Origin of the sequence: Acinetobacter sp. ANC 4216 (genome assembly GCF_004331195.1) — a bacterium.
In the GTDB taxonomy this organism is placed as follows: domain Bacteria; phylum Pseudomonadota; class Gammaproteobacteria; order Pseudomonadales; family Moraxellaceae; genus Acinetobacter; species Acinetobacter kookii.
This window is the reverse complement of record NZ_SJOC01000010.1, coordinates 103,593-118,168: the sequence shown is the minus strand read 5'-3', so window position 1 is coordinate 118,168 and position 14,576 is coordinate 103,593. Positions and strand designations below refer to the sequence as shown.

The window sequence follows — 14,576 nt, the reverse complement described above, 5'->3', positions numbered from 1 at the left end:
CATCGGAAAAGACTGGCATGCAGCACACACATTTATTTATGCCTTTGGCACTCGTTAGTGCAATGGCAGCAGTACAACAAGTATATGCAGCAGATGAATTCATTGTCCGCGATATCAAAATTGACGGACTTGTTCGCTTAACGCCAGAAAATGTTTATGGGATGTTGCCTGTCAATGCTGGCGATCGTGTCAATGATGCGACCATTGCAAATGCCATTCGTGCTTTGTATGCCACAGGCCTGTTTGATGATATCAAGGCATCACAACAAGCAGATACGCTTGTTTTTACCGTGGTAGAACGTCCGGTTATTTCCAAGGTCGAGTTTAAGGGAAATAAACTTATTCCTAAAGAAGCCCTGGAAGAAGGGCTTAAAAAGATGGGGATTGCAGAAGGGGAGGTTTTGAAAAAATCTGCTTTGCAAACCATCGAAACTGAACTTGAACAGCAGTATATGCAGCAAGGTCGTTACGATGCCGATGTTAAGGTAATCACGACTGCCAGACCGAATAATCGTGTTGTTTTAACCATTGATTTTGTTGAAGGTAAGGCAGCCAAAGTTGTTGATATCAACATTATTGGCAATACTGTTTTTAAAGAAAGCGAAATCAAGCAGGCTTTTGCGGTTAAAGAAAGCGGCTGGAGTTCAATTGTTACCCGAAATGACCGTTATGCGCGTGAAAAGATGGCGGCCAGCCTTGAAGCTTTGCGTGCCTTATATTTAAACAAGGGTTATATCAATTTCAATATCACCAACTCAAGTTTGAACTTGAGTGAAGATAAAAAGAATATCTTTGTTGAAGTGTCTGTAGATGAAGGCGAGCAATTCAAATTTGGCCAAAGCAAGTTCCTGGGTGATGCACTTTACCAGCCTGAAGAATTAAAAACGCTGCAAATTTATAAAGATGGCGAGATTTATTCGCAAGAAAAAGTCAATGCAGTCAAACAACTATTACTGCGCAAGTATGGTAATGCCGGTTATTACTATGCTGAAGTCAATATTGTTCCTGAAATTAATAAAGAAACTAAACTGGTTGATTTGAATTATTATATTAATCCGGGTCAACAAGTTACGGTGCGTCGTATCAATTTTACCGGTAATACCAAAACTGCCGATGAAGTATTGCGTCGTGAAATGCGCCAGATGGAAGGTGCATTGGCCAGCAACGAAAAAATTGATTTGTCTAAAGTCCGTCTGGAGCGTACAGGTTTCTTTAAAACGGTTGATATTAAACCGGCACGTATTCCGAATGTCCCTGATCAGGTAGATCTCAACGTCAATGTTGAAGAGCAGCATTCAGGTACCAGTACACTGGCAGTCGGTTTCTCGCAAAGTGGTGGTGTAACCTTCCAGGCGGGCTTAAGTCAAACCAACTTCCTGGGTACGGGTAATAGCGTTTCGATTGATTTATCCCGTTCAGAAACACAAGACTATTATAATTTAAGTGTAACCGATCCGTACTTCACCATCGATGGTGTGCGTCGCGGTTACAACATGTATTACCGTAAAACCAAACTGGATGACGACTATAACGTTAACAACTACGTGACGGACAGTTTTGGTGGCGGTATTAACTTTGGTTACCCAATTGATGAAAACCAGAGTGTGAGTGCAGGTTTAAATATCGATCAGACAGAAGTGACGACTGGTCCATACGTTTCGACTTACGTCCGCGATTATTTGTTAGCGAATGGCGGTAAAGCGACTGGTACAGGTACTGGATGTAGTGTTGCTCTAGTTCAAGATCCGGCAACAGGGCTATTTTCTTGTCCTGCAGGATCAGAACTTCCATTTGATAACAAGTTCAATGGTGATTTCTTAACCTATAATCTCAATTTAGGTTGGTCTTACAATACTTTAAACCGACCTGTCTTCCCGACATCAGGTATGTCACATCGTGTGAATGGTGAAATTGCATTGCCAGGCAGTGATGTGGAATATCAAAAAATAACTTATGATGCCCAAGCCTTCCAGCCTTTAGGCAAGGGCTTTGTACTCCGCGGTTATGGTAAGCTGGGCTATGGTAATGACCTGCCATTCTATAAAAACTTCTATGCCGGCGGTTTTGGCTCGGTTCGTGGTTATGACAACAGTACATTAGGTCCTAAATATCCTGGCGTGACCTTTAATGAAACTCAAACCCAAGATTATGATCCTGAAGAAGTGGGCGGTAATGCTCTAGTTCAATTTGGTGCCGAGCTTGCACTCCCTTTACCATTTAAAGGGGATTGGACACGTCAGGTTCGTCCAGTGCTGTTTGCTGAAGGTGCACAGGTATTTGATACTCAGTGTGATATTCCAAAAGGAAACTTATACCTGAATTCGAGTAATACTCAAGTCAATGCGAAACAGTATTGTGAAGATAACTTCGGCTTTGATGCAGGCAATATGCGTTATAGCGTAGGTGCAGGTTTTACCTGGATTACCATGATTGGGCCATTATCTCTCAGCTATGCTTATCCGTTAAATGAAAAAGACGGCGATAATACTAAAAATATCCAGTTTGAGATTGGTCGTACTTTCTAAGTGCGACCTTCAATGGGTTTAAAAAAGGATATTTGCATGAAAAAAATATTAATGAGCCTGGTTTTTGCTGGTTTGGCAAGTACCTCAGTGGTACATGCCGCTGGTTATGGTGTGGTTGATCTGGAAAGAGTGGTCGAAAACAGCACCTATTTAAAACAGCAGAACGTTTCTTTGCAGCAAAAGGTCAAGCCGCAAACCACCAAGCTGGAACAGTTGGCAAAAGAACTGGAAGCTCTACAGCAACGTGCTCAGCAAACGCCTAATTTATCCGATGCTGAAAAGCAAAAAATGTCTGCACAATTTCAGACGCAGCTAAAAGAGTTTAATACGCTGCAGCAAAGTGTACAGACAACCGTTCAATCAACAATTCAGCTGATGAACAAGACTTTGGGAGCTCGAGTCAAGCAGGTGGCAGAACAATTGCGTAAAGAAAACAACTTGGATATTGTTTTGAATAAAAATTCCGCGCTTGCGTATGACCCTAAATATGATTTAACTGATAAAATGATTCAAAAGGTTAACGTTATTAAGTAATCAATGAATCCTAAACAATTTCGCTTAGAAGATCTCGCCCGTTTAGTACAAGGCGAGCACGTAGGTCAATCTGATTTAATTTTGGAAGGATTGGCCAGCTTAGATGCGGCTCAAGCGAAACATATTGCATTTGTAAACGCTGATAAATATCTGGATCAGGCACGTGCTTCAAAAGCGGGTGCCTTGATTGTTACTCCAACTCTAAAAAATCAGTTAGATACGCACAATAATTTTATTGTAGTGGATAATCCTTATCTTGCTTTTGCCATCCTGACCCATGTATTTGAAAAGAAAAATCAGCATCAGGGAATAGAAAGCACAGCGCAAATTCATCCTTCAGCCATAATCGCCGATAGTGCCTATATCGGGCATTATGTTGTTATTGGTGAGCATTGCGTAGTGGGTGATCACACCATTATTCAGTCACACGTTAAAATTGATGATGTTGTTGAAATAGGTCAGCACTGCTTTATTGATTCACATGTCACTGTAACCGGTGATACAAAAATCGGTGACCGTGTCCGTATTCATGCCAATACCGTGATTGGCGGAGAAGGCTTTGGTTTTGCGCCTTACCAAGGTAAATGGCATCGTATTGCACAATTGGGTTCAGTTAAAATCGGTAATGATGTCCGAATTGGGTCAAATTGCAGCATAGACCGCGGTGCACTCGATGACACCATTCTGGAAGATGGGGTTATTATTGATAATCTTGTGCAAATTGCCCACAACGTAAAAATTGGTGCAAATACAGCGCTGGCTGCAAAATGTGGTATTGCTGGAAGTACCACAATTGGCAAAAACTGTGTATTGGCTGGAGCCGTTGGGGTAGTAGGCCATATTAATATCGCTGATAACGTGACGATTACCGGGATGTCAATGGTCACAAAAAGTATTTCTGAGGCGGGAAGCTATTCTTCAGGTACACCAATGCTGGAAAGTTTGCACTGGAAACGGGCTGCGGTACGCTTTAAACAATTAGCAGATGTGCCATTGACCCAATTACTCAAACGGCTTGATCATATACAGGCTCAAATCGAGTCCCTTGAATCAACTTTTAAGCGTAAATAGATTATGATGACTGAGTCGAATACTGCTGCATTTACGAAGCCTGAATTGCCAATGTACATTCAACAAATTCGTGAATATTTACCTCACCGCTATCCTTTCTTATTGGTCGACCGTATTGTTGAAGTGACTGATAATGGCATTGTGGGCTATAAGAATGTTTCAATCAACGAAGAGTTTTTACAGGGACATTTTCCGGATTATCCGATTATGCCAGGTGTTTTGATTGTTGAAGCATTAGCTCAAGTCTCTGGTATACTTGGCTTTATCATGAATAATGAAAAACCGGGTCCAGGTTCATTGTTTCTTTTTGCGGGCGCAGAAAAAGTCCGTTTTAAAAAACAGGTCGTTGCTGGTGACCAATTGGTATTAAAAGCAGAATTGGTTATGCACAAACGTGGCATTTACAAATATAATTGTATAGCCACAGTGGATGGCGTTGTAGCAACAACCGCGGAAATTATGGTTTCGCATCAGAAAATAGAGCAGGCATGAGTAATAACGATTTAATTCACCCAACCGCCATTATTGACTCATCTGCAGTCATTGCTGCAGATGTACAAATTGGTCCTTATTGTATTATTGGGCCACAAGTCACCATTGGTGAGGGCACCAAGCTGCATTCACATGTAGTGGTTGGTGGCTATACTCGTATTGGGAAGAACAACGAAATATTCCAGTTTGCGAGTGTGGGTGAAGTTTGTCAGGATTTAAAATATGCTGGCGAAGAAACCTGGCTTGAAATCGGCGATCATAACTCAATTCGCGAGCATAGCAGCTTGCATCGTGGTACTGTTCAAGATCAAGGACTTACCAAAATTGGTAGCCATAATTTATTGATGGTCAATACTCACATTGCACATGACTGTATGGTGGGCGATCATAATATTTTTGCCAATAATGTCGGTATTGCTGGACATGTACATATCGGCGATTATGTGGTGGTTGGTGGAAACTCGGGTATTCATCAATTCTGCAAAATCGATTCTTATAGCATGATTGGTGGTGCTTCGTTAATTTTAAAAGATGTGCCTGCTTATGTCATGGTATCTGGTAATCCAGCGCATGCTTTTGCAATGAATGTTGAAGGCATGCGTCGTAAAGGCTGGTCAAAAAATGTGATCCAGGCATTACGTCAAGCCTTTAAATTGATTTATAAAGAAGGGTTAACCACTGAACAGGCAATTCAGCAGATTCGTGAAGATATTTTGCCAGAAGCGCCAGAAGCACAGCTGTTGATTGATTCTTTAGAACAATCCAAACGCGGTATTGTTCGTTAATCGAATCTATTGCTATAAAAAGACACCTGTTAAGGTGTCTTTTTTTATTGTTTTAAATATCCCACCTCTTCAGATTTGGGATAATTTTTTTGCAGTTTGGTTTTAAGCTGGTTGGCAAGTATTTTATTGTGATCGACATCTTTGGCTATATTGTAGAGTTGATATAAAGAGCGTGATGCCTTTGCAGAATTGGGATATTGATTGACCACAATATTGTAGTTCTTTTTCGCTTCTGCATAATTGGTCGGTTCAATGGCCAGATTAAATTCAGCGAGCCAGAAATAGGCATTACTAATGTAGATACTATTGGGATTGTTCTTGATAAAGTTTTGCATTGGAGCAATGGCTTTTTTGGCACCACCTTGTTTATAAGCATCCAGCGCTACAGTATAGGCGGCTTTATCCAGTTCAGCTGAAGAGGGTTGAGCACTGGTAGGAGCGGCCTGTTTTGCGGGGACAGAAGCCGCTTGCTTGACGGTTGTATTAGAGGCTACTGGGGCTGGGCTGTTTGTGCTGCTGGGAGAAGTATCCTGTTGGTTATCCTCCTCTGGAGCTGCACTTTCCGGATCCACTTTCTGTTGCAGCAGTTCGAGTCGCTGATCCAGATCGGTATAGCGATTGGTCAGCTCGTGTTTCAGCTGTTCAATTTCGTTGTCCTGTTCTTCAATTTTTCCTCGCAATGTGCGAAGGTCATTTTCTAATTGCTGGTTTTTCTGCATGAGTTGCCAATTCAGATTGGTGGGTACATTGGCAACTGCTGCACCTGAATTGATGGCGACATTATTGGCGCTGAGGTCAATGCTGTTGTTTTGACTCAAGCCGCGTGATTCAATCGGGACATTGGCATAAAGTGAAGCGGAACCCAACAGGGTGAGTACACATAAAGCATGCTGTTTGAGCATCATAAAAACATCCATTTTGTATTTTTCGGTACTTTCTAAACGCAAGATTTTAGAGTGTGACCATTTAAAAGACATGACGACATTAAAAACGTCCGGCCCATGAAATGCAATATGTGTTTACAATCTTGTCATAGTTTTAAAGTAATTGATTGTGCAGATAAAAAACATCCAAAAATGCTGTTTTTAATCAAGATTGTTTTTTTAATAATCAAATAAAAGCAATGTTGCTGGAAAACAGCTTGGGGTACTTGCAAGTTAACTAAAAATCTCTATACTCTGTTCTTGCAATGGTAGCCCTGCCGGTTACTTCGCAATTGTACTCTACGAACCCCGCCAGGACCGGAAGGTAGCAACGGTAGTAGAACTATGATGTGCCGAAGCTTTGCTGGTAGGGTTGCCACCATATTTATAATTAAAAAAATAATTTAACCTGCCTTCCTTTTGTCTAATCTATCATTCTATATATTTTAAAATTACACATCGAATTTTCTATGTGATGACTTTGCTTGTCTCTATCTTAATAAGATTGTTATTTATTAAATTTCAATTACTTAAGATTGAAATCTTCATTGTATTACTGTGCAGTGTAATTTGCCGTCTATCTTCCGTTTATATCATTCATTTATGGCGTTATAGAATTCTTTGAGATGATCAACATTTAACGGTTCGTGGCTTAAAAACAATAATCATTGACTTGGCGAAAATTGACGCAATTGATGAACGCATGGTGAATGGATTTAGTCACATCAATCTTTATTTAAAAAGACAGAACAGTCCTAAAATCAGACTTTATGAATATTTGGCGCAATATGATGAGCTTCGTTGTTATTTTCTAGCGAACTATTCATCTCGTGAGCGGGATTGACCAAAATTTCGAATTTTACGAATGCAGAGGATTAATCCTCAGCTTTGCGGCTAATCGCTTGCATAATTGCATCCATTTCAAACCCGCGATACATCAAAAAGCGTATTTGTTTGGCTTTCAGTTTTGGCTCTTTTTCAACCTCCAGACCAAACTTTTTCACTTTCAGTTGATAGGCTTGTTCATTCCAGTCAGTTTCTTTCAATTCGTCCTGAATCAGACTACTATCAATTTTTTTTGATTTTAATGCCATCTTGATGCGGTTTGGACCTTTGCCTTTACGTTTCTGGCTCGACAGCAGCGTTTCAGCGACACGCTGGTCACTCTGATAATTTTCTTTTGCCAGTTCATCCACCAGTTTTATCACTTCATCGCGATCTAGGGCATAAAGTGCAAGTTTTTCGATCAAATCTGCCTTCGAGTATTCCTTACGGGTCAATACGGCAAAAGCGTAGGAGCGTAAGCGCGTGCCAGTCAGGCCTTGGAGTTTGGGCTGGGTTTCAGTTTCAAAGTGCAAAGCATCTGAGTCTTGAGATGGATTCGAACAGACGGGCAATTCGCCAGGCGACTCATCAAATTGTTGCTTGAGTGCTACGTAATCCAGCATGTTGGGGAATTTGGAATTGCTCATAAGGTGGTCTATCGCATCAAATGTAAAACGCCCCGTAGGGCGTTTTACAGTTTAACTTTAATTATGCTGGAAATTAAGCATCTAAAAAGTCTGGTTCAGCTTCGTCATGGTCTTCTGCCAGTGCTGTACCGGTAGTGAGGAGCTGTTCACGGATCAGTTTTTCAACTTCCATTGCAATTTGTGGATTTTCTTCCAGATGGCGAATGACGTTGTTTTTACCTTGGCCGATTTTATCGCCCTGATAAGAATACCATGCACCCGCTTTCTGGATGATCTCTTGCTGTACTGCCAGGTCGATCAATTCGCCTAAATGGTTCACGCCTTTACCATACAAAATCTGGAACACGGCTTCTTTAAATGGAGGAGCCATCTTGTTCTTCACGACTTTTACGCGGGTTTCGGAACCGATGATTTCATCACCTTCTTTCACCTGGCCAATACGGCGAATATCCAGACGTACAGAAGCATAGAATTTAAGTGCATTACCACCCGTTGTGGTTTCAGGGCTACCAAACATCACACCAATCTTCATACGGATCTGGTTAATGAAGATCACCATGCAGTTAGAACGTTTTGCATTACCGGTGATTTTACGCAGTGCCTGGCTCATTAAACGGGCTTGCAGACCCATGTGAGAGTCGCCCATTTCACCTTCAATTTCTGCGCGTGGGGTTAGGGCTGCAACGGAGTCGACTACGATCAGGTCAATCGCGCCAGAGCGTACCAGCATGTCGGCAATTTCCAGGGCCTGTTCACCATTGTCAGGCTGTGATACCAACAGATTGTCGATATCTACCCCTAACTTGCGGGCATATTGCGGATCAAGCGCATGTTCGGCATCGATGAAGGCACATGTACCGCCCGCTTTTTGACATTCTGCAATCGCCTGTAACGTCATGGTGGTTTTACCTGAAGATTCAGGGCCGTAGATCTCAACGATACGGCCTTTAGGCAGACCACCGATACCCAGTGCGATATCCAGGGTTAAAGAACCTGTAGAGACCGCTTCAACGGCTTGTACAGTGTTGTCACCAAGGCGCATTACTGTATTTTTACCAAACTGTTTTTCAATCTGGCTTAGGGCAGCATTCAGTGCCTTGCTTTTATTATCATCCATCTCACAACCTCAAAACGATGTCACCAAAATATTCACTTAAGTGGATGTGTTGCTTTCAAACGTGTTCCACCTAAGTATAGTGACAGATTCATTCCTTATGTACTATATCAATTCAGTCGAATGCGACAGAATGTGACGCTTAAATATCAACAGCTTCTAATCATGATATGACCAGTGCTGATCGAACTGCTGATCATTATCTTGTTTGAATTTACTGATTTGTCTTCGATCTTTTTTGCTCGGCCGATGTTCAGGTCGCGCTAGATTATGCAACTTTCTTTGGGTGGCAATCAACTCTCGTCTTGCAACGCTCACTTCGGTTTCTTCGTAAAGCTGCTGGGCAATCGGTGCGGCACCGCGAACTGCAGATAAGGCCTTGATGACGACGGTTTTACGGTCAAAACCCTGCTGAATGGTGAGTTCCATCCCAACCCGCACATCTTTGGAGACTTTAACCCGTTCGCCATTATGATGCACCTTGCCGCCTTCAATGGCAGCTTTGGATATTGAACGTGTTTTAAAAAAACGTGCTGCCCATAGCCATTTGTCAACACGCATACTTTCAACATGGTTCTGTTGAGAAGAATTAGGCATATTTTTTCAGATCCTCAGCTTGTTTTAAGATCACCATTAAATCGGTCAGCTCTTGTAAAATAGGATAGGAACTTTCAGTCCTTATTTCTTTTTGAGATGAGGGCTGGGCAATGGTAATTAAATGCTGGATACCAAATTTTTCTGCACCTTTGAGTACTTTTTCAGTGTCATCAATAAAATAGGTGTGTTCGACCTGAAAGGGGTGCAGTGAATGGAGTTTTTGCCAGAATTCGACGCACTCTTTGGCATAACCGATGGTTTCACTGCTGATAATGACATCAAAGTAATGTGCAATCCGGGTCTGTTCGAGTTTGAATTTTAAACCTTCACAATCGGCATTGGTCGCTATCCAGCAGGCATAGCCGTGGGCTTTAAGATATTCCAGCAGTTCAATACACCCTGGACGTAAAGCCACCTTGTGCTTAAATTCCTGTTGCAGCGCCAATGTATCCACCCCTACCTTTGCACTCCAGAAGCGTGTGGAATACCAATTTAAGGTATGATTGTGTTGCTGGTAAAACTGAAATAACGCTTGGGTACTCTGTTCGAGTGTAGAGTTATGCTGTTCTGCATAGCGAATAGGAAGCTGATGATTCCAGATAAAATCATCGTAAGCAAGATCAAGAAGGGTACCATCCATATCAAAGATGATGGTGGGTTTTTCTGAATAATTCGGCATATGAAGGTAATCTATGTTTAAAGCGACCACGGCACCGCAAGATGCCTTGATTTTACAGTTGGTTCCCATTGTGACACAGGCATGTGAAATTTTGCGAGCAGAATATCAGGCCTACTGTGCGGGTAAAAATTTTGATGTGGAGCATAAGCAGGACCAGTCTCCAGTCACCCAAGCGGATTATCGGGTCAATGAATTTATCACCCATGCATTAAAACAGACTTTTCCGCTCATCCCTTTATTGTCGGAAGAAGGCGACAATAGTCAACGCAAGCAATGGCAGAACTTCTGGTTGCTCGATCCCCTGGATGGCACCAAAGAATTTCTGCATAAGCGTCCTGAATTTACCATCAACCTGAGCCTGGTAGAGGGTGCCAATACCACCTTTGCGCTATTGGCTATACCGGGTGAGCAAAGCATATATTTTTGTCCCAAGCAGGGCGTACCTTTAAAATTTGAAATCCAAACCCGGCAATGGCTGCACTATGTCGATGATTTGCCGTCTAAAACTGTTCAGGTGGGTTTAAGTCAAAGTAGCCAGAACAAGCCCAGATATGCCGAATATCTGGACATCCTGAAACAGCAGGTCGATATTGTAGAGTTTAGGGCGGGAAGCGCCTATAAGTTTTGCATGATGCTGGAGGGGAAAGTCGATATGTATCCGCGTTTCCATCCGACCAGCGAGTGGGATACCAGTGCAGGGCAGTGTCTGATTGAGCGTATCGGGGGCGGTCTGGTCGATTTTAAGGGCAGACCCTTTGTATATAATCAACGGGAGAGTTTGCTGAACGGTGGTTTTATCGCATTTCGTAATGTCGAGATGAAAAAATTGGCATTCCAGACCCTAGGACTTATGGCGAACATACATTGAGCTGATGCATTAACATGCTATAGTGTGCTATGTACCCATGTTTAATTTTGGCTGCTTCATGGCGTTAAATCTACTCCCTACAAGTATGCTGAAGGCACTCGATTTGCTGCCTGATGCCAAAACCCCTGTTACCCTGTTTACCCGTCATTCTATTCGTGAGGTCGTTACAGGGCAGGGTCTGGCTGGCTATGATTTGCAGTTAACCGAACAAGGCCGTGACTTGGCACAGGCGTGGGGAAGCTATTTAATTGATAATACGGACCGTAGCATCCAGCACTGCATTTCAAGTCCGATCCAGCGCTGTGTCGATACTGCTGCTTTAATGATTCAGGGTGCCGATACGAGTACGCTGGCACAAAATACCCATCATATTGAAATTGTCCAGCAAGGCTTGCTGGTCGAGCCGGGAAGTTTTGTGCTGGATATTAAACAGGCGGGGCCTTATTTTCAGAAACAGGGTGCTTTGGGCTTTATTAACAGTTTTGTCAATAATGCCTTGCCTGGAATGAAACATCCGATTACCGGTGTGGTCGATGTGCTGGAGCTGATTTATAATACCCATCCGCAAGATCATTTTGGTTTAAGTCTGGCCGTGAGTCACGATACTATTTTGGCAGCCATTATTGCGGTGATTTCCGGTCGTAATACTGTTAGCCGGGAAGACTGGCCAAAAATGATGGAAGGCCTGTTTGTCTGGTTTGAAGGTGATGTATTTCTAGAATCCAAACTGAAATGGATTTGGCGTGGCCAAGTGAATGAGCTGTCGATTCGGGAGTTCCAGAACCTGGAAAAAATAAAATAAAACAGCATTGGCTTTAAAGAAATGCCATCTGGATTCTCTTCCTGAATAAAGTAAGGCTAAAAAACAGTTTTTAATAAGGGTTTTGAAGCACTTTATATTTTTATCACTCGCTATTTTTAGACTGAATAACTTTTTATAGGCGTAAAAAAAGCCCTAAACGGGCTTTTTTCAATGCAACAACTTAGTTAGCTAAAGCTTTAACTTGTGCATTCAAACGGCTCTTATGACGAGCAGCTTTGTTTTTATGGATGATACCTTTATCAGCCATACGGTCAATTACAGGAACCGCAGTTTTGTACGCTTCTGTAGCAGCAGCATAATCACCAGCAGCGATTGCAGCTACTGTGCGTTTAAGATAAGTACGAACCATAGAACGTAAGCTTGCGTTGTGTTTACGTGCTTTAACGTTTTGACGAGCACGTTTTTTAGCTTGAGCAGAGTTTGCCACTCGTGCACTCCTTGAATTAGATTGGTCTGGGCGGGCTGAAATTGCAACTGAAAACCTTCATCAGAAGAATTATCACCAGCCCGTAAACAAGTGCCATATTGTGATTAAACTATGGCGTTAAGTCAAGTCTTGACTTGATTCGGCAACATTTTAGATGCATAAAAAGTATAAAGAAACCGTTACATTAGTAATAACCTAAAGAGATTGCTTAAAAAATGACTAAATCGATTAAAAGTGCAATTGTGATTGGTGCAACAGGTTTGGTTGGTCGGGAACTTTTGCAGCAGCTTAACCAGATACAAGACTGTGAAAAAATTACCGCTGTGGTTCGGCATGAAGATTCAAAGCTTAACAGCCTGAAAAAAGTACAGCAGTTTATACTGGAAGATTTTCTGTTACTGAACGATGAAGATGTAAATGGCTATAGCCATGCCTTTAGCTGTTTAGGCACGACGCTAAAAAAGGCCGGTTCAAAACAGAATTTTTATACTATTGATTATGAAATCAATGCACATTTTGCCGATTTATTTGAATCGACCCAGACCCACTTTTTATTGATTAGTGCGCTAGGTGCAAATGCAAAATCCAGAATTTTTTACAATAAAGTCAAAGGTGAGCTGGAACAGCATATCCAGGGTTTAAATCTGGAATATGTGTCCATTCTGCGCCCGTCATTATTACTGGGTGAACGACCAGAACGACGTACGTTAGAAGATATGACGCAAAAGTTGTATCAAAAATTCTCGCATTGGGCTCCTGATGCATTTAAATATAAGCCAGTGACAGCAGCGCAAGTGGCTCATACTATGGTCGAGGCTGCACAAACTCAAACTGAAAAGTTTGAAATTTATGATAATTTACGCATACAAAATTCCAAACGAGGGAAATAAAAAGTGTCTAATCCAGCATTCGTAACCTGTGATTTACTTGATGACAATCCAGAAAAAGAAATTCAGGTGGTCACCCCATCAATGGATGGAAAATTCTTTAAAAGTTATGGCGCACGTAAAAGCTTTGGTGGTCAGGCAGTCACCGTAAAATGTTTTGAAGATAATTCACGTGTCAAAGAACTGCTCGCAACCGATGGTACGGGTAAAGTGCTTGTGGTGGACGGTGGAGCATCCATGCGCTGTGCCTTGATGGGCGATATGATTGCTGAATCAGCGGTTAAGAATCACTGGAATGGGGTAATTATTTACGGCTGTGTACGTGATGTGGATGCCATTGCTGAACTGGATCTGGGGGTGCATGCATTGGCTGCAATTCCACAAAAAAGCAATCGCAAAGGCATAGGCGAAGTGGATTTAACTTTGTATTTTGGTGGTGTAAGCATCAGTTCTGGCGATTACATCTATGCTGACAACAACGGCATTGTGGTGGCAAAAGAAAAATTAGTCGATTTATAAAGACAGAGATACAAGGATAAAAAATGGTGAATCATCAAATTAAAGTGATACAGGCTTTAGCTTCATCTTTGACTGAAGGTGGACGAGGCGTGAGTGGTACTGCTTTTCCCAAGCAGCCTGAAAAATTGCTGAAACTTTATGAGTTTGAAGGTTCGCCATTTTGCCGTCGTGTGCGTGAAGTCTTAACCTTGTTAAATCTGGATTATGAGGTTTATCCTTGCCCGAAGGGTGGACAGAAATACCGGAAAATTGTCAAAGAAAAAGGTGGCAAAAACCGGTTTCCATTTTTAATTGATGAAAATACCGGTACAGAAATATATGAATCACAAGCCATTATTAATCATTTATTTAAGCATTATGGCCGAACGGGAACCACACCGAAAAAATTTGCCCATTATCCTAAAATTCCTGTCGTAGCTTTAGCTGGAACTATTATTAATGGTGCACGCGGCGTCTGGATTAACCGAAAAATTAAAGATCGTGCAGCACCTGAGCAATTGTTGGAGTTATGGGGCTTTGAAGCCAGTCCCTTTACCCGTGTGGTACGAGCGCTATTAACCGAGCTCGAGCTGCCGTATGTTTACCATAATGTGGCTAAAGAGCGCTGGCAGGATATGGGACCGGCAGTACTGCGTTTAAAACCTGGAAAATATCAACCCTTAGCCGGTGGTAAACGTGAAAAGACCGTTGAAATTATGGGGCGAGATATTCAGGTTCCTTATTTGATTGATCCGAATACCGGGGTGAAAATGTTTGAGTCGGCACAAATTGTGAAATACTTAAACCAGCAATATGGTCACTAATCCAGTCCTAAATAATAAACCGCTCAAGCAGCGGTTTATTTTTGCCCTACAGCTGAT

16 protein-coding genes and 1 other RNA gene are annotated in these 14,576 nt (G+C 42.0%); 11 read left to right on the top strand and 6 right to left on the bottom strand.

Annotation, left to right across the window (positions count from 1 at the left end; translation table 11 throughout):
* Nucleotides 1-17 precede the first annotated feature (17 nt).
* The 5 genes from bamA to lpxA are packed head-to-tail and all read left to right on the top strand — an operon-like array spanning nt 18 to nt 5,407.
* A complete protein-coding gene (gene bamA / locus E0H88_RS09855) occupies nt 18-2,525 on the top strand; it encodes an outer membrane protein assembly factor BamA (protein WP_131274036.1) in 2,508 nt (835 codons plus the stop codon).
* Between the two features lie 36 nt (nt 2,526-2,561).
* Nucleotides 2,562-3,059: an OmpH/Skp family outer membrane protein gene (locus tag E0H88_RS09850; RefSeq protein WP_131274035.1), complete on the top strand. Its 498-nt coding sequence runs from the start codon at nt 2,562-2,564 to the stop codon at nt 3,057-3,059.
* Between the two features lie 3 nt (nt 3,060-3,062).
* Nucleotides 3,063-4,130 carry a UDP-3-O-(3-hydroxymyristoyl)glucosamine N-acyltransferase gene (lpxD, locus tag E0H88_RS09845; RefSeq protein ID WP_131274034.1) on the top strand — a complete coding sequence of 356 codons (1,068 nt, stop codon included), beginning with the start codon at nt 3,063-3,065 and terminating at the stop codon, nt 4,128-4,130.
* Between the two features lie 6 nt (nt 4,131-4,136).
* On the top strand, nt 4,137-4,622 hold the full coding sequence (gene fabZ / locus E0H88_RS09840) for a 3-hydroxyacyl-ACP dehydratase FabZ (protein ID WP_171259679.1): 486 nt from the start codon (nt 4,137-4,139) through the stop codon (nt 4,620-4,622).
* Entirely contained in the window at nt 4,619-5,407 is a 789-nt protein-coding gene (gene lpxA / locus E0H88_RS09835; protein WP_131274033.1) for an acyl-ACP--UDP-N-acetylglucosamine O-acyltransferase, read from the top strand. Before fabZ ends, lpxA begins: the two co-directional genes overlap by 4 nt.
* 44 nt (nt 5,408-5,451) lie before the next feature.
* Here the strand turns inward: lpxA and E0H88_RS09830 are convergent, their stop codons facing one another.
* On the bottom strand, nt 5,452-6,312 hold the full coding sequence (locus tag E0H88_RS09830) for a YbgF trimerization domain-containing protein (RefSeq protein WP_131274032.1): 861 nt from the start codon (nt 6,310-6,312) through the stop codon (nt 5,452-5,454).
* A 294-nt stretch (nt 6,313-6,606) separates the two neighbouring features.
* On the opposite strand from E0H88_RS09830, the gene ffs reads away from it, so the two are divergent.
* Nucleotides 6,607-6,703: signal recognition particle sRNA small type (gene ffs / locus E0H88_RS09825), an RNA gene on the top strand.
* A 502-nt stretch (nt 6,704-7,205) separates the two neighbouring features.
* On the opposite strand, the gene E0H88_RS09820 is transcribed toward ffs, so the two are convergent.
* The 4 genes from E0H88_RS09820 to E0H88_RS09805 all read right to left on the bottom strand — a co-directional run bounded on the left by E0H88_RS09820 (nt 7,206) and on the right by E0H88_RS09805 (nt 10,192).
* Nucleotides 7,206-7,802, bottom strand: coding sequence for a regulatory protein RecX (locus E0H88_RS09820; RefSeq protein ID WP_131274031.1), 597 nt, complete (start codon nt 7,800-7,802; stop codon nt 7,206-7,208).
* A gap of 73 nt (nt 7,803-7,875) precedes the next feature.
* Entirely contained in the window at nt 7,876-8,919 is a 1,044-nt protein-coding gene (gene recA / locus E0H88_RS09815; protein ID WP_131274030.1) for a recombinase RecA, read from the bottom strand.
* A gap of 156 nt (nt 8,920-9,075) precedes the next feature.
* Nucleotides 9,076-9,513, bottom strand: coding sequence for an RNA-binding S4 domain-containing protein (locus E0H88_RS09810; protein ID WP_092819398.1), 438 nt, complete (start codon nt 9,511-9,513; stop codon nt 9,076-9,078).
* Entirely contained in the window at nt 9,506-10,192 is a 687-nt protein-coding gene (locus E0H88_RS09805) for an HAD-IA family hydrolase (protein ID WP_131274029.1), read from the bottom strand. The genes E0H88_RS09810 and E0H88_RS09805 overlap by 8 nt, the downstream gene beginning before the upstream one ends.
* Nucleotides 10,193-10,205: 13 nt before the next feature.
* Here E0H88_RS09805 and E0H88_RS09800 point away from each other — a divergent pair, with 13 nt between their 5' ends.
* Together E0H88_RS09800 and E0H88_RS09795 are read left to right on the top strand one after the other, a co-directional pair.
* Complete coding sequence (locus E0H88_RS09800) at nt 10,206-11,060, top strand: 3'(2'),5'-bisphosphate nucleotidase CysQ family protein (RefSeq protein ID WP_092819400.1); 855 nt, start codon at nt 10,206-10,208, stop codon at nt 11,058-11,060.
* Between the two features lie 58 nt (nt 11,061-11,118).
* Nucleotides 11,119-11,862 carry a histidine phosphatase family protein gene (locus E0H88_RS09795; RefSeq protein WP_131274028.1) on the top strand — a complete coding sequence of 248 codons (744 nt, stop codon included), beginning with the start codon at nt 11,119-11,121 and terminating at the stop codon, nt 11,860-11,862.
* A gap of 181 nt (nt 11,863-12,043) precedes the next feature.
* Here E0H88_RS09795 and rpsT read toward each other — a convergent pair whose 3' ends face one another.
* Nucleotides 12,044-12,310 carry a 30S ribosomal protein S20 gene (gene rpsT, locus E0H88_RS09790; protein WP_039622003.1) on the bottom strand — a complete coding sequence of 89 codons (267 nt, stop codon included), beginning with the start codon at nt 12,308-12,310 and terminating at the stop codon, nt 12,044-12,046.
* Between the two features lie 215 nt (nt 12,311-12,525).
* On the opposite strand from rpsT, the gene E0H88_RS09785 reads away from it, so the two are divergent.
* The 3 genes from E0H88_RS09785 to E0H88_RS09775 are packed head-to-tail and all read left to right on the top strand — an operon-like array spanning nt 12,526 to nt 14,519.
* Complete coding sequence (locus tag E0H88_RS09785; protein ID WP_131274027.1) at nt 12,526-13,200, top strand: NAD(P)H-binding protein; 675 nt, start codon at nt 12,526-12,528, stop codon at nt 13,198-13,200.
* Between the two features lie 3 nt (nt 13,201-13,203).
* The gene (gene rraA / locus E0H88_RS09780; RefSeq protein ID WP_131274026.1) at nt 13,204-13,716 is read left to right on the top strand and encodes a ribonuclease E activity regulator RraA; all 513 of its coding nucleotides are present in this window, start codon (nt 13,204-13,206) and stop codon (nt 13,714-13,716) included.
* A gap of 23 nt (nt 13,717-13,739) precedes the next feature.
* Nucleotides 13,740-14,519, top strand: a complete 780-nt coding sequence (locus tag E0H88_RS09775; protein WP_131274025.1) for a glutathione S-transferase N-terminal domain-containing protein — start codon at nt 13,740-13,742, stop codon at nt 14,517-14,519.
* The last annotated feature ends 57 nt before the right edge of the window (nt 14,520-14,576 follow it).

Bases quoted from the DNA above. Each gene is read 5' to 3' on its own strand.
- E0H88_RS09785 (WP_131274027.1), top strand. From the start codon at position 12,526: ATGACTAAATCGATTAAAAGTGCAATTGTGATTGGTGCAACAGGTTTG.
- bamA (WP_131274036.1), top strand. From the start codon at position 18: ATGCAGCACACACATTTATTTATGCCTTTGGCACTCGTTAGTGCAATG.
- E0H88_RS09810 (WP_092819398.1), bottom strand. From the start codon at position 9,513: ATGCCTAATTCTTCTCAACAGAACCATGTTGAAAGTATGCGTGTTGAC.
- lpxA (WP_131274033.1), top strand. From the start codon at position 4,619: ATGAGTAATAACGATTTAATTCACCCAACCGCCATTATTGACTCATCT.
- E0H88_RS09850 (WP_131274035.1), top strand. From the start codon at position 2,562: ATGAAAAAAATATTAATGAGCCTGGTTTTTGCTGGTTTGGCAAGTACC.
- E0H88_RS09820 (WP_131274031.1), bottom strand. From the start codon at position 7,802: ATGAGCAATTCCAAATTCCCCAACATGCTGGATTACGTAGCACTCAAG.
- E0H88_RS09805 (WP_131274029.1), bottom strand. From the start codon at position 10,192: ATGCCGAATTATTCAGAAAAACCCACCATCATCTTTGATATGGATGGT.
- E0H88_RS09795 (WP_131274028.1), top strand. From the start codon at position 11,119: ATGGCGTTAAATCTACTCCCTACAAGTATGCTGAAGGCACTCGATTTG.
- fabZ (WP_171259679.1), top strand. From the start codon at position 4,137: ATGACTGAGTCGAATACTGCTGCATTTACGAAGCCTGAATTGCCAATG.
- E0H88_RS09800 (WP_092819400.1), top strand. From the start codon at position 10,206: ATGTTTAAAGCGACCACGGCACCGCAAGATGCCTTGATTTTACAGTTG.
- recA (WP_131274030.1), bottom strand. From the start codon at position 8,919: ATGGATGATAATAAAAGCAAGGCACTGAATGCTGCCCTAAGCCAGATT.
- lpxD (WP_131274034.1), top strand. From the start codon at position 3,063: ATGAATCCTAAACAATTTCGCTTAGAAGATCTCGCCCGTTTAGTACAA.
- E0H88_RS09830 (WP_131274032.1), bottom strand. From the start codon at position 6,312: ATGATGCTCAAACAGCATGCTTTATGTGTACTCACCCTGTTGGGTTCC.
- E0H88_RS09775 (WP_131274025.1), top strand. From the start codon at position 13,740: ATGGTGAATCATCAAATTAAAGTGATACAGGCTTTAGCTTCATCTTTG.